Origin of the sequence: Acinetobacter sp. 3657 (genome assembly GCF_031456775.1) — a bacterium.
In the GTDB taxonomy this organism is placed as follows: Bacteria; Pseudomonadota; Gammaproteobacteria; order Pseudomonadales; family Moraxellaceae; genus Acinetobacter.
Genome location: NZ_JAVDVH010000001.1, coordinates 571,003 through 586,176 on the forward strand (window position 1 = coordinate 571,003; position 15,174 = coordinate 586,176).

Below are 15,174 nucleotides of genomic sequence, written 5' to 3' on the forward strand. Positions count from 1 at the left end.
AAGAAAATGAATGCAGCAACAGAACAGATGATTGCTAATCAATTGTCCCAACGTTTAAAACATGAAACCGCAACTGAACATGAGCGTATGCACAAACTGATGGCTGATGCAGCGGTATTTTCGAGTAAAGAGCGATATACACAATTCACCTTGTCACAGTACTACTTTCAGAAAGAGATTGAACATCTTTTCGAAAAACAAGGTGTTGCGGAACTCATCCCAGATTTAGGGATTCGTGGACGCTCTCAACAAGCACTTGCGGATTTGCAAGACTTGGGACTACAACCCAAAGGTGAACCATTACAGAGTAAAAATGTCGAAATGCCTGAAGCATTAGGCTGGATCTACGTTTCGGAGGGTTCAACTTTAGGCGCAGCCTTTTTATTTAAAGAAGCACAAAAGCATTTAGGTTTTTCTGAAACTTTTGCTGCTCGAAATCTTGCTGCCTATCCTGAAGGACGTGCCAAGGTGTGGAAACGTTTTGTACAAGCTTTGGATGAGACAGGCTTTGATCAATCTCAGCAAGACCGTGTGATCCAAGGTGCTTTAGATGCTTTTGGTTATTTTGGTAACGCACTCAATCGATTGGATGAATTGCACTAAATCTTTGAGAAGCTATTTTTATTTTTCCAGATTGGGGAAATACACAGCAAAGATTAGAAAATTCTCAAAGCACTTAACTCATCAAACTATGCCTAACTGAGTAGGAAGCATATGGATCACACAGACAATAAGTTAAATATGGAACTGACTTCCGCACCATTATCAGAAAGTAAAGTTGCACGTTCGATTTGGTGGCGCATGTTATTTATATGTCTCGCTTGGTTATGCATTGCTTTGGGAGTGCTCGGGATTTTTATTCCCGGTTTACCAACTGTCGATTTTATTTTATTGGCGGTCTTCTTTGCGGCGAGGGGATCAGAAAAGCTTCATCAATGGCTATTAAATCATCGCTTTATCGGTCCGATCATAAAAGAATGGAGGGAAAATCGTCGCATACCTAAAAAAGCAAAATATATGTCAACCATCAGTATGAGCATAGCAGCAGGAGTGATGATCTGGACGATTCCACACCCTTGGTTTGTCTATCCTGCAATAGGATGCATGTTGGTGGTATTGATCTGGATGTGGAGAAAATAGCTATTTTATTCATTCAAATAGATACAATCGTGTTTATTTTGAGGAAAAATAAACCAGATGCAAATGATAATGGTTGTCATTATTGTTATTTTTTTAGGTTTTGTGTATGCTTCAGGCAATTTTTAATAATAGATTAAGGTGGGGGTGATTTTGAGTAGTCGTCACCACTGTTGGTATTGTTATGACTATTGAAGCATCAGTTCCCTTCGTTGCCACTAAAAGTGTCTCCAAACATCGAATTCAACAATCATCATTGCTTAAATACCGCTTGATGGTTTTCTCACGTTTTGTGCTGGCAATTTTTGGTGGTTATTACTTTGCAGCCATCGCAACGATGCTGTTGGTATTTTTATTTCCAACTGAACCTTTAAAAGCAAATGCAGTTTTAAGCGTCACTATGCTGGCTTTTATCATTCATTGTGCTTTGTTCATTTGGGTCTTCATGGTCAATTCAACCCTTAAAGTATGGCTCTCAGTGGTATTGCCGAGTGTATTGATGACACTCATTTATTTATTCTTACAAGGGTAACATCATGCGTGTTGATGCTAAAAATGAAGGGCCACGCCAGTCGATGTCATGGTTGCATACTTGGACGAGTCTGCTATTAGGTTGGTTGTTATATGCCGTATTTTTAACGGGAACGTTGAGCTTCTTCCAAAATGAAATTACCGTTTGGATGAAGCCAGAACTACATCAATCAGTGAATACCACTTCACAGCAACAACAGCTCAGCCATGCCTTAACATATTTGAATCAAAAGGGGCAAAATGCTGAGAGTTGGAATATTCGTTTTGCCAATGAAAGACAACCCGCCATTATGTTGAATATTCGCCAAGCAGGTGAGGAGCGACGACGTGGTGGCGAGATTTACTTAGATACTCAAACAGGTCAAGAGATTAAGGCGAGAGAAACAAGAGGTGGAGCTTTTCTCTATCGTTTCCATTTTGAGCTATATGGTATGCCGCGTATTTGGGGACGCTGGATTGTAGGAGTAGCAACATTATTTATGTTTGTTGCCATCATTAGCGGCATTATCACGCATAAAAAGATTTTCAAAGATTTCTTTACTTTCCGACCTGCCAAAGGTCAGCGTTCGTGGCTGGATGGACATAATGCGACGGCGGTTTTTGCTTTGCCTTTTCACATCATGATTACCTTTAGTGGTTTATTGCTGCTGATGAGTTTGTTTATGCCTTGGGCGATGAATACACATTATGGCGATGTGCGCAGTTTCTATCAGATTCTCAATCAACCTGTTGCTCAAACACCTGAACAAGCCCGTTTACTGGAAGAACAAAAACAAAAAGGGTTGCTGACAGGACGAGGAAGTCGTGGTGGTAGTCGTGTTGAATCAGGACAAGAAAATAAGCCTGTTGAGGCTGCGGAAATGGTTAATTTAACTGCATTGACAAAAACTGTTCAACACGGTTGGTTAAACAATCCCATCTCTTCGATCAGGGTCAATAAACCCAATACTGTAGAAGCCGAAATACAATATAACGCGACACGCACCACAACGTTAATGGATCGTGAAAGTATCCCGTCATTAAAATTCAATGCAGTGACCGGTCGAGAAATAGACGAGGCGAAACCTGTCAATTCAACTCCAAAAGCGATTTATACCTTAGTGACATGGCTTCATATGGCACATGGGGTAGATTCAGTTTTGCGTTGGTTGTTATTTTTATCAGGCGTGTTAGGTACGATGATGATCGCTTCTGGACTTATTCTATGGGTGGTTAAACGCGCACCAGATGTCCAAAAGTTGGGCTACAAACCTGTCGGGCATCGTGTGGTTGAAGTTTTAAATATTGCAGCGATTACAGGTTTACCGATAGCCTGTGCAGCATATTTCTTCGCCAATCGTTTGATTCCAGCTCAAATTGTTGAACGTTCACCAATTGAAATTAAGGTATTTTTTATCGCATGGTTATTGTGTTTAGTCCATGCTGCGATTCGTCAGCATCGTCCTGCATGGTTGGAGCAACTCGCTTTGGCTGCGGTCATGTTTTTATTGATTCCAATACTCAATGTCTTTACTGGAGGTTTGCCACTCTGGAAAAGTATCTATCTTGGTCAGTGGATGATTGCAAGTTTTGATTTGGTTTCCATCACTTTAGGGCTGATCTTTATTTACGCTTATTACAAGCTAAAACGTTATCAAGGCTTACCGATTAAGAAAAAAGCACAACCTAAAAATAAGAATGCACAGGAGTCTATAGAATGACTGCTTTGCTATTATGGTGTGTTTGTGTGGTTGGATTGTCGAGTCTGGCCTGTTCGATGGCGAAGCATCAACGTGATATTTTTTCAAGTCCAGTCAGTCGACGAAATTGTCGTTTATTTCAAACTGTAGGTTGGGGCTTGCTCATTATATCTACGGGACTCGCCGCATATTTTAAAGGCATTTCAATTGGTTTGTCAGAATGGTTAGGGTACATTAGTTTTGCAGCTTTGGCGGTTGGATTGTTATTGACCTATTCGCCTAAAAAGATCTTGAAAGCGAATGCTATGGTCGCAGTGCTGTTTCTGATCTTATTGGTTATACACTTGCTATAGCATTGATATATGTATGTCATAAACAAAGCGTTAAGAGCTTAGCTTTTAACGCTTTGAATTTTCTTTTATAAAGTCATAATATCAACTTTATTTCTATTTCCTTATTTTTTGAGTGCTAATGACAACTCATCCCAACGTTGCATCGCTGTCTGCATTGCTTGGGTTTTAATATGACCAAAGCCACGTACTTCTACAGGTAACTGAGCAATTTCCTCAGCAACAGTTAAGTCATACTTTTCAGGTGAAGCAATCAGTGCTTCAACAAATGCAATATAACGATCACGCCAAGCCTGTTCACATCTGCGTTCTTCGTGACGTGCAAATGGATCGAGGAAGGTTTCCCGAAGCAACTGCAAACGAGCCAGCAACATCATTGGGAAACGAATCCAGTATCCGAAAGCACGCTTACGAATATTTTGATCAGCACCTAAAGTCGGTGGAGCAAGATGGTAAGTTAAGCGTAAGCCTTTACCAAAATGGGTTTCAATCGACTCTTTGAATTTTTTACCTGTTAAAAGACGAGCGACTTCATATTCATCTTTATAGGCCATGACGCGATACAGTTGTGTGGCAATAGTTGCGGTCAACTCCTCTGGTAATGTTTTCGATGCTTGTTCGACCAAGCTACGATATTTCATCGCGTACGCATCATTCCAATAATCAACCAGACGTGATGAGCGATCTTCGATTAATTCAGCCAATGTTTCTGGCGTTTTGGTTTTTGGTATTGCTGCGATTAGACGGGCTGCTAAACTTGGATCACTGGCAAGATGACATCCAATACGGAAAGCCTCTAGATTCTTTTCTACAGCCGTACCATTGAGTTGAATTGCTTTTTCTATGCTCTGACGTAATAACGGTATGCGACCTGATTGCCATGCCATACCCAGTAATAATTGATTGGTAAAGATGGCATCACCGAGTACTAAAGTTGCAATGCGTGTTGCAGATAGAGAAACCAGCGAACCTTGACGAGTACGACCACGAACGCGATGGATTAAATCCTTAATGGGTGCGTACCAGTCACGCGACTCGATAAAATCAGAGGTTGGGGAGGAGTCTTCATTGACGATCACCACAGCATCATCTTTTAAACGTGAAAGTGCTGCGCCACTACCTGCGACAACCGCATCTGCGCCAATTAAGAGATCACATTGACCCGCAGGGATTTTGGTCGAAGAAATTTGATCATCAGAATTTGCGACTTGGATATAAGAGTAAACCGTACCCCCTTTTTGAGCCAATCCAGCCATATCCATCACGCGTGTTGCTTTTCCTTCAAGATGCGCTGCCATACCGAGCAAAGCACCTATCGTCACCACACCTGTACCGCCAACACCACCTACCATAATGCGACTTGGAATATCATCAAGCACGGGAATCACTGGTGTTTCTGGCCAGCCTGCAGCGATGCCTTCAAATTTCTCAGGACGTTTCATATCACGGGTGTGTACCGTGACAAAGCTTGGGCAGAATCCTTCGACACAAGAAAAGTCTTTATTACAAGTGCTTTGATTGATCTGGCGTTTTGTTCCTAAAGCTGTTTCCACAGTTTCAATGGATAAACAGTTCGATTTTTTAGAACAATCACCACAGCTTTCACATATATCAGTATTGATATAGATACGTTCGGCTGGATCAGGATAGGCATCACGTTTACGACGACGGCGTTTTTCACTTGCACAGGTTTGTACATAAATTAGCGCAGTAACACCTGAAATATCACGTAATTGACGTTGAACCGCATCTAGTTCATTACGATGGTAGATTTCCACATTTGGCGCAATTCCTTCTTCTGCATGAATCAATTCAGGTTCATCAGTGACAATCACTTGTTTTTTTATGCCTTCTGCTGCTAACTGTCTGGTCAGTTGCGCAACACTCAAATGTCCATCGACATGTTGCCCGCCAGTCATAGCAACCGCATCGTTGTAGAGAATTTTATAGGTAATATTAATTTTTGCGGCAATTGCTTGGCGAATCGCCAGATAGCCTGAATGGAAATAGGTACCATCACCGAGATTTGCAAAAATATGTTTTTCATTGGTGAAATGCGATGCACCCGCCCAACTCACACCTTCGCCACCCATTTGAGAATATGTTTCTGTACCACGATCAAGTGAGACCGCAATATAGTGGCAACCAATACCACCTAGCGCACGACTACCTTCAGGCAGTGTGGTTGAGGTGTTATGCGGACAGCCACTACAGAAATAAGGTTTGCGCTCAGCAAGATCGATTACACGGCGAGATTCTTGTTCTGCTTTATGTAATAAGTCCGCTTTATTCTGAATTTGCGTTCTCAACGCTTCTGGTAAATCGAGACCTAAGAATCGAGCAGCTAACATTTTAGCAATTGGTTCAGGCTGGAATTCATAATGACCAATTAATGGTGCTTCTTCGATCGATGTACTCCATTCACCTTTGCCATCACAGGCTTTACCAATCACACGAGGGCGTTTGTTATCTGGCAGAGAATAGAGCTCATCTTTGATTTGGGATTCTAGAATTGGGCGTTTTTCTTCAACCACGATCAGCTCTTGTAAACCTTCAGCAAACTCGCGAATACCTTGAGGCTCTAAAGGCCAAATCAATTCAACCTGATAAACACGTAATCCGAGTTGTTCAGCCGCTTCACCTTCAATCCCTAATATACGCAATGCCTCAATCGTATCTAAATAGGCTTTGCCACTGGCAGCAATTCCGATACGCGCATTTTTGCAAGGCAAAGTCACACGGTTCAGTTTATTGGCACGTGCATAAGCCAATACCGCAGGTAGGCGATATTTATACAGTCGTTCTTCTTGTTGTATGCCATGATCTGGCCAACGGATATTGACACCACCCTCAGGAAATTCGACATCTTCTGGAATAATTGGTGTTACGCGGTCTAGACCGACCTTGACTGAAGCAGAGGTTTCTACAATTTCACTGACCAGTTTCATCGATGTCCAAACGCCTGAAAAACGAGACATCGCAACAGCATGCACACCTAGATCAAGAATATGTTGTACGGATGTTGGATAGAAAATAGGTATACCACAGCCAATCATGACATGTTCGGATTGATGCGGAACAGTAGAAGACTTACAGGAATGGTCATCACCAAATAGGGCAACAACACCTCCATGTTCAGACGTACCTGCAAGGTTAGCATGGCGCAGTACATCACCAGATCGATCAACACCAGGACCTTTGCCATACCACCATGAAGTGACACCATCATATTTGCCTTGTCCAGCAAGGTTGGCTTGTTGCGTGCCCCAAATTGCGGTTGCAGCTAAGTCTTCATTTACACCCGGTTGAAAGACCACATGATGATCTTTGAGTAAACCGCCTATTTGCCAAAGGAAACTGTCATAATTACCAACAGGGGAGCCGCGATAACCAGATATAAAACCTGCGGTTTGATAACCGTTTAAAGTATCTCGACGTGTCTGGGCAAGTGGTAAACGAACCAATGCCTGAATACCTGTCATATAAGCAGTACCGTCATCGCTTATATATTTATCTTCAAGTGAAACATCCTTTGTTGTAATCATTCTTGGTGTAAATTTTGTCGCTATATTCATTTATGTCTCCTTAGTATTGTGGTCGTTCGTGCGACTTTCTTTTCTCAACATCCGAGTTGAAGTTTGGAGCAATTGACATACGAAAAATTAAAATGGGCTGAGCATCCTTGAGAAAGGGCTGGCTCAATGTATGTACATATTTACCATTGTGGATGATCTAAACTGGTGCAACAATGCGTAATTTAGGAAAAGATATTTACGTTATGCGCAAAAATCACGAGGGTGGACTGTTGCATGCTATGCATGCTTTCCTGAAAGTGATCGACAGTGGAAGTTTTACCGCAGCGGCTGAGCAGATGGATCTGACCACAGCGCAGGTCTCACGTCTGATCAGTGAGTTGGAAACACGTTTAGGAATAAAACTATTACAACGCTCTACTCGACAGCATGCGTTGACCGATATTGGTGCAACTTATGCGGAACGTTGTCGGCAAGTGATTGCAATGATTGATGAGGCAGAGGCGGAGGCGACAGGAACAGCCACAAAGCCAAAAGGTCGATTACGTATCTTGAGTATGGCCAGTTTTGGTCATTACTACGTCGCACCTGTCATGGCTGAGTTTTGTAGAACTTACCCTGAACTGACTGTTGAATATCGTACGTCTCAAAATGCCCCTGATCTTTTAGCCAAAGGGATTGATGTCAGTCTTTATCTCACTGAATCTTTGACGGATTCTAGATTTGTTTCACGACGTATTGGTACTATATTTTCAGTGCTCTGTGCATCACCGACGTATTTGAAAAAACATGGCATTCCGCAGTCACCAGATGATTTGCAGGAGCATGCCTGTTTGCGTTTAGTCAATCCATCCATCACAGCACAATGGCATCTTGTCAGCAAAAAAAGCTGCTCTTATCAGATAGATATTACGGGACAATTAATTGCAGATACGCCAGAGTTATTGTTAGATATGGTTCAACAAGATATGGGGATCGCGCTTTTACCCATGTTTACGGTAATCGAGGCTGTTCGTGCGGGGCGACTTTGTCACATTTTGCCAGATTGGCGTTCTCCAGATATTGGCGTTTATACCTTATTGCCTTCACGGCACTTTATCGATGCCAAAACACGAGCATGGTTAGACTGGGTAGAACAGCATATTGCCCCAAAAATAGAGGCGGATACCTCTTATTTTTATCAATTAACCCATACTGAATAGGACATTCGGAACATAAAATAACTGAAATCAATCATAAAAAAAAATAATTTTTAAATGCTCCTTCAAATCAAATTTGTGGAGCATTGCTTGAAAATTCGATGAATTTATTTATGCGCAATGTTGCTGCAAATAGGTATTGGCATAGCTTGATAAATTTTTTCGATTCAGGGCTTTATTGATATTTTGGCTAGCTCTCATCAATTTCTCTAAATTAATTCCTGTTTCATATCCAATATGAGATAACAAATAATATAGATCTTCGGTGGCGACATTGCCTGATGCACCTTTGGCATAGGGACAACCACCAAGCCCAGCAAGAGACGAATCAAAAATACGGATGCCTTGTTGCAAAGACTGATAGATATTGGCGATTGCCATGCCATAGGTATTATGAAAATGCCCAGCCAAGACATTGCTATCCAGTTCAGCCAAGCAGGCTTGCCAAACTTTTTGAACACGATCTGGCGTCGCTGTACCAATGGTTTCACCCAATGAAATCTCATAACAGCCCATGTCATAGAGCCGTTTAACCACGCTAAGCACTTGTTTGGGATCTATTGCACCTTCATAAGGGCAATCTACCATACAAGAGACATAACCACGGACACGAACATTATGTATCTTGGCAGCTTGGAAAATTTCAGAAAACCGTTCTAAACTTTCATCAATCGAACAGTTAATATTTTTTTGGGTAAAACGATCAGAAGCCGCGGTAAATACCGCAACTTCTGTACAGCCAACTGCGAGCGCTGCTTCAAAGCCTTTGAGATTGGGCGTCAGCAAACTCAAGTTTAAGTCAGTACCTTGTGGCAGCAGTTTATATAACTCATCGCTTTGCGCCATCTGCGGAACCCATTTAGCCGAAACGCAAGAACCCACTTCAATTGATTTCAAGCCTGCATCAATCAGGTCGCTAATGAAATTGAAGCGTTGTTCTATGGTCAATGGCTGCTTTTCGTTTTGTAGTCCATCACGCGGTCCAACTTCCACGATTTTGACAAACTCACTCATGCAACTTCCTCCTCAGCAGCTTGAAACTCCACCAGTTCATCACCGACTTTAACTTGATCGCCCACTTGGAAATAAGCATCCACAATCACACCATCTTTCGGTGCACGAATGGTGTATTCCATTTTCATCGCTTCGAGTGTCATGAGAATATCGTCTTTTTTCACCGTATGATTCGCACCCACAAGTAACTGGGTCACTACACCCGGCATAGGCGCTTTCAAGTGTCCTTGTTCAGCTTGGCTGTCCGCCTGATTAAAGTCTTGACGAATATAGTCAAACTTATAGCTTTGCCCTGTATGGAACAAAGTAATGCCTTGTGAACTTCGGTTAAATGCGAGTCTTTGCTGAGTTGCATTGATTTGGATTGAAGCGCTATGTGGATCAATGAGTTCGCCAAAAATATGGAAAGTTTGATCATTAAATTCTGCATTAAAACCGTGTTCAGCCGCAGCGAACTTTATCTGAATATTTTGATTTAAATAATTCAGTTTAATACTGTGTTGATAAGCAACATTTAAACGCCATAACGGTTGTGCCTGCCAAAGTTGTTTTTGACCTGAGTGGTTGTTTTGCATTTGGCTTAAAAATTCAATAAATGCAGTTGCAACAACAAACTCAGATTTTATGTTGGCTGGGCTAAACAAAAACTGTTCTTCTCGTTGAATCAGGTTGGTGTCCAACTTGGCCTGTTTAAATGAATCACAGCGTACAATCTTTTCTAGAAAGGCTATGTTATTGCCTAAGCCATCAACATGAAATTGACTGAGTGCATGTTGCATTTGAATCAAGGCCGCTTCACGGTTTTTGCCCCATACGATCAATTTGGCAATCATTGGATCGTAGAAGGTGGTAATTTCATCACCTTCAACAATCCCACTGTCTACGCGCACGTATTGATTTTGAGTTGGGTAACGAAGATAGTCGATTTTACCGATTGCAGGTAAAAATCCCTTTTCAGGTTCTTCAGCGTAGATACGTGCTTCCAAAGCATGTCCATGAATTTGTAATTCATGCTGTAGTTTTGGCAAGGGTTCACCATCAGCAACACGAAGTTGCCATTCCACTAAATCTTCACCTGTAATCATTTCAGTGACAGGGTGTTCGACTTGGAGACGTGTATTCATTTCCATGAAATAGGCAGTACCGTCTTGCTCTACGATAAACTCCACCGTACCTGCACCGACATAATCTACCGCACGTGCAGCATCAATTGCAGCTTGACGCATCGCATCCAGTTTATCGCTTGGCATTTGTGGAGCAGGTGCTTCCTCTAGCACTTTTTGATGACGACGTTGTACCGAACAATCACGTTCAAACAAATGTACATAGTTGCCGTGCATGTCACCAAATACTTGCACTTCAATATGCCGTGGTTGAATCACATAACGTTCAATCAATACATCATCATTGCCAAAGCTTGACTTCGCTTCTCGTTTGCACGAGGCAAGGGCATGTAGGAAATCTTCGCTACGTTCCACTAAACTCATCCCTTTACCACCACCACCAGCACTGGCTTTGATCAACACTGGATAGCCAATCTCATCAGCTTGCTGTTTTAAAAACTCAGCATCTTGATTGGTACCGTGATAACCCGGTGTTAAAGGTACACCTGCTTTTTCCATCAAAGCTTTAGAGGTTGCTTTTAAACCCATGGCTAAGATGGCATCGACGGGTGGACCGATAAAGCAAATATTGTGTTGTTGGCAGGCAAGGGCAAACTGGTCATTTTCCGAAAGAAATCCATAGCCAGGGTGAATAGCTTGGCTGCCGGTATCAATTGCCGCTTGAATAATACGGTCAGCTTGTAAATAACTCTGCGTTGCAGGAGATTGACCAATATAAATCGCCTCATCGGCAAGTTTGACATGCTGTGCATTCGCATCAGCATCTGAATACACCGCAACCGTTGCAATACCCAATTTTTTCGCTGTACGAATCACGCGACAAGCAATCTCACCACGGTTCGCAATTAAAATCTTTTCAAACATTTTGGTCGTCCTTAATTGTTGTTATTGGAATTTGAAATCCATGCAGGAGATTGTTTATTTAGAAAGGCATTTAAACCTTCTTTTGCCTCACTGCCTTGACGGACTTGTGCAATATGCTGTGCAGTCTGCTGAAGCAAGTGATCATTCATACTTTGATTGCTGACCATTTGAATCAATTGTTTCGATGCGGCCTGAGCGTGTGGACCACCAAGTAATAATGCATCAATAATCTCTTGAACCTTTTTATCTAAATCTTCCGCATCCGCAATTTCATGTGCCAAGCCAATTTGTTTGGCTTCACGTGCTGAGATACGTTCAGCGGTTAAGAAATAGCGTGAAGCTTGTCTTGCTCCAATCGCACGGATGACATAAGGGCTAATCGTAGAAGGTGCAAGTCCCAAACGGACTTCAGAAGTTGCAAACTTCGCATCGGTACTGGCAATACAAATATCACAAGCCGAGGCAAGCCCCATACCACCGCCAAAAGCGATGCCATGAACCCGAGCGATCGTTGGCTGTTTTAGCGTTGCAAGCGCATCAAGCATCTGCGCGAGTTTCATCGCATCAGCTTCATTTTCTGCTGAAGAGGCTTGACCAGCTTGTTTCATCCAATTGAGATCTGCACCTGCTGAAAAGCTTTTACCACGACCAGCCAAAACCACCACTCGAATATCATCACGACTATTTAAGGTCTTAAAACAAGCATGTAACTCTTCAATCACGGTTGTATTAAAAGCATTGTGTAGTTCTGGTCGATTCAGCCACACAAATGCCACCTGATCATGCTGTTCCAATTGTAAAAATTGATAGCTCATAAAACACCTCTTACATGCGGAACACGCCGAATTTGGTTGGTTGAATCGGTGCATTCATGGCTGCTGCAAGGCTCAATCCAAGCACTTGACGTGTTTGAGCAGGATCAATCACACCGTCATCCCATAGGCGAGCAGAGGCATAGTAAGGATGACCTTGGCGCTCATACTGATCACGAATCGGTTGTTTAAATTCATCTTCTTCTTGCGCAGACCATTCTGCGCCTTTTTGCTCAATCTGATCACGCTTCAAAGTCGAAAGTACACTGGCTGCTTGCTCACCGCCCATCACAGAAATACGGGAGTTTGGCCAAGTCCATAAGAAACGTGGAGAATAAGCCCGGCCACACATGCCATAGTTACCTGCACCAAAAGAACCACCAATGATTAAAGTCAGTTTAGGGACATTCGCAGTTGCAACCGCCATCACCAGTTTGGCACCATGTTTGGCAATGCCTTCATTTTCGTATTGACGACCGACCATAAAGCCTGTGATATTTTGAATAAATAACAACGGAATATTGCGTTGGGTACATAACTCAATAAAGTGCGCGCCTTTTTGTGCAGACTCAGAAAATAAGATCCCATTATTGGCAATAATCCCGACTGGCATGCCGTATAGCGATGCAAAACCTGTGATCAGGGTTGAACCAAAACGTGCTTTAAATTCATCAAAACGGGAACCGTCGACGATACGAGCAATCACTTCACGTACATCAAATGGTTTACGTGCATCACTTGGCACAACCCCATAAAGTTCTTTAGCATCAAACAGTGGCTCATCAATCTGCTTGTTTAAGTCATTTGGCTTTTTATTGAGATTTGCAACGATATTCCGTGCAATCGCAATTGCATGTTCATCGTTTTCTGCCAAATGATCCGCAACACCTGAAAGACGGGTATGCACATCACCACCACCCAAATCTTCACTACTCACAACTTCACCAGTAGCAGCTTTTACAAGTGGTGGACCACCCAAGAAAATCGTGCCTTGATTACGCACGATGATGGTTTCATCTGACATTGCAGGAACATAAGCACCACCTGCGGTACAACTCCCCATCACGACCGCAATTTGGGCAATACCTTGGCTCGACATACGTGCTTGATTATAGAAGATACGCCCGAAGTGATCACGATCAGGGAACACCTGATCTTGCATAGGTAAATATGCACCACCAGAATCGACCAGATAAATACAAGGTAAATGGTTCTGCTCAGCAATTTCTTGGGCGCGTAAATGCTTTTTGACAGTGAGGGGATAATAAGTCCCACCTTTGACTGTGGCATCATTGGCAACGATCATGCACGTCACACCATTGACCTGTCCAATACCAGCAATGACTCCAGCAGCAGGGATGTCATCCTCATAAACCTTGTACGCAGCAAGTTGTCCGATTTCTAAAAAGGCAGTACCCACATCGATCAGTTGATCAATCCGTTCACGAGGAAGTAATTTTCCACGCGCCAAATGCTTTTGACGGGCATTTTCTCCACCACCTAAAGCGATAGACTGGGCAACTTGAGTCAAATCATTGACCAAGCTTTGCATAGCCTGCTGATTGGTTTTGAAGTCTTCACTTCTGACATTAATTTTGCTTTGTAATTGATTCATACGATGCATCCTAATTTATCGTTATTATTTGGTCTCATTAAACAATTCACGGCCGATCAACATACGACGAATTTCAGATGTGCCCGCACCAATTTCATAAAGTTTCGCATCACGCCATAGACGACCTGCAGGGAACTCATTGATATAACCATTTCCACCTAAGCTTTGAATCGTTTCACCCGCCATCCATGTGGCTTTTTCGGCTGCATAGAGAATGGCACTTGCGGCATCTTTGCGTAAGCTACGGTCATGATCGGCTTTGTCACACGCTGTACCAACGGCATATACAAGCGCTTTACAAGCCAGCCAAGTTGAATACATATCAGCAAGTTTGCCTTGCATTAATTGGAACTCACCTAATGCTTGTCCAAATTGTTCACGTTGATGCAAATATGGAATCACCACGTCCATACACGCATCCATAATCCCGAGTGGACCCGCACTTAATACTGCACGCTCATAATCCAAACCGCTCATGAGGACTTTTGTTCCATTGCCAACACCACCGAGTACGTTTTCAACGGGCACTTCAACATTGTCAAAAAACAGTGGATAAGTGTTAGAGCCACGCATTCCGAGTTTGTCTAAATGATGACCATGACTAAAACCTTTCATATCTTTTTCAATTAAAAAGGCTGTCATACCTTTCGCACCCGCATGAGGATCTGTTTTCGCATAGACCACGAGTACATCTGCATCACCACCATTGGTGATCCACATTTTTGAACCATTTAAAACAAAATGATCACCTTTTTGCTCAGCGCGTAATTTCATGCTGACCACATCCGAACCCGCATTTGGCTCAGACATCGCTAAAGCACCGACGAAATCACCAGAAATTAGCTTAGGTAAATACTTCTGTTTTTGTTGTTCGCTTCCGTTACGGTTAATTTGATTGATACATAAGTTAGAATGAGCACCGTAAGAAAGCCCGATGGCTGCTGAAGCGCGAGAAATTTCTTGCATGACAATGATGTGAGCAAGATAGCCAAGATTGGTGCCACCATATTCTTCGGAAACCGTTAAGCCGAATAAACCCATATCGCCAAACTTTTTCCAAAGGTGAGCGGGGAATATATTGTCTTGATCAACTTGTTGAGCAATTGGTGCGATTTCTTTTGCACAAAATGCGGCAACTGAATCTTGTAGTGCAATGATTGTTTCATCGAGACCAAAATTCAAGCTACGTAGGTTCATTGTGTTCATCCCATTGGTTATATTTGTTGTTCCATAAGCATTCTTGTAGGTGCTTAGGAAGTACCATACAATGATTTTTTAAAAAAGTGAATAGAGATTCATAAAATGATTTACAATTC

At 42.4% G+C, this 15,174-nt stretch carries 12 protein-coding genes; 6 read left to right on the top strand and 6 right to left on the bottom strand.

What is annotated here, in order from left to right:
• Positions 1-6: 6 nt before the first annotated feature.
• From J2Y37_RS02595 to J2Y37_RS02615, 5 genes are all read left to right on the top strand, one after another.
• The gene (locus J2Y37_RS02595; protein WP_349031756.1) at positions 7-603 is read left to right on the top strand and encodes a biliverdin-producing heme oxygenase; all 597 of its coding nucleotides are present in this window, start codon (positions 7-9) and stop codon (positions 601-603) included.
• A gap of 111 nt (positions 604-714) precedes the next feature.
• Entirely contained in the window at positions 715-1,140 is a 426-nt protein-coding gene (locus tag J2Y37_RS02600) for a YbaN family protein (protein ID WP_349031757.1), read from the top strand.
• A 181-nt stretch (positions 1,141-1,321) separates the two neighbouring features.
• A complete protein-coding gene (locus J2Y37_RS02605) occupies positions 1,322-1,669 on the top strand; it encodes a hypothetical protein (RefSeq protein WP_349031758.1) in 348 nt (115 codons plus the stop codon).
• A gap of 4 nt (positions 1,670-1,673) precedes the next feature.
• On the top strand, positions 1,674-3,368 hold the full coding sequence (locus J2Y37_RS02610; protein WP_349031759.1) for a PepSY-associated TM helix domain-containing protein: 1,695 nt from the start codon (positions 1,674-1,676) through the stop codon (positions 3,366-3,368).
• Positions 3,365-3,700 (top strand): DUF3325 domain-containing protein, encoded by a 336-nt coding sequence (locus J2Y37_RS02615; RefSeq protein WP_349031760.1) that lies wholly within the window; start codon positions 3,365-3,367, stop codon positions 3,698-3,700. Before J2Y37_RS02610 ends, J2Y37_RS02615 begins: the two co-directional genes overlap by 4 nt.
• Positions 3,701-3,801: 101 nt before the next feature.
• Here the strand turns inward: J2Y37_RS02615 and J2Y37_RS02620 are convergent, their stop codons facing one another.
• On the bottom strand, positions 3,802-7,272 hold the full coding sequence (locus J2Y37_RS02620; protein WP_349031761.1) for an indolepyruvate ferredoxin oxidoreductase family protein: 3,471 nt from the start codon (positions 7,270-7,272) through the stop codon (positions 3,802-3,804).
• A gap of 203 nt (positions 7,273-7,475) precedes the next feature.
• Between J2Y37_RS02620 and J2Y37_RS02625 the strand changes: the two genes are divergently transcribed.
• Positions 7,476-8,432 (top strand): LysR family transcriptional regulator, encoded by a 957-nt coding sequence (locus J2Y37_RS02625; RefSeq protein WP_349031762.1) that lies wholly within the window; start codon positions 7,476-7,478, stop codon positions 8,430-8,432.
• A gap of 108 nt (positions 8,433-8,540) precedes the next feature.
• Here J2Y37_RS02625 and J2Y37_RS02630 read toward each other — a convergent pair whose 3' ends face one another.
• Genes J2Y37_RS02630 through J2Y37_RS02650 form a run of 5 tightly spaced genes read right to left on the bottom strand, consistent with a single transcriptional unit; the run spans position 8,541 to position 15,055 of the window.
• The gene (locus J2Y37_RS02630) at positions 8,541-9,443 is read right to left on the bottom strand and encodes a hydroxymethylglutaryl-CoA lyase (protein ID WP_349031763.1); all 903 of its coding nucleotides are present in this window, start codon (positions 9,441-9,443) and stop codon (positions 8,541-8,543) included.
• Positions 9,440-11,431, bottom strand: coding sequence for an acetyl/propionyl/methylcrotonyl-CoA carboxylase subunit alpha (locus J2Y37_RS02635; protein WP_349031764.1), 1,992 nt, complete (start codon positions 11,429-11,431; stop codon positions 9,440-9,442). Before J2Y37_RS02635 ends, J2Y37_RS02630 begins: the two co-directional genes overlap by 4 nt.
• Positions 11,432-11,442: 11 nt before the next feature.
• Positions 11,443-12,246 (bottom strand): enoyl-CoA hydratase/isomerase family protein, encoded by an 804-nt coding sequence (locus tag J2Y37_RS02640; protein ID WP_349031765.1) that lies wholly within the window; start codon positions 12,244-12,246, stop codon positions 11,443-11,445.
• 10 nt (positions 12,247-12,256) lie between these two features.
• Positions 12,257-13,858 carry a carboxyl transferase domain-containing protein gene (locus tag J2Y37_RS02645; protein ID WP_005196939.1) on the bottom strand — a complete coding sequence of 534 codons (1,602 nt, stop codon included), beginning with the start codon at positions 13,856-13,858 and terminating at the stop codon, positions 12,257-12,259.
• 24 nt (positions 13,859-13,882) lie between these two features.
• Positions 13,883-15,055 (bottom strand): isovaleryl-CoA dehydrogenase, encoded by a 1,173-nt coding sequence (locus tag J2Y37_RS02650; RefSeq protein ID WP_349031766.1) that lies wholly within the window; start codon positions 15,053-15,055, stop codon positions 13,883-13,885.
• Positions 15,056-15,174 lie beyond the last annotated feature (119 nt).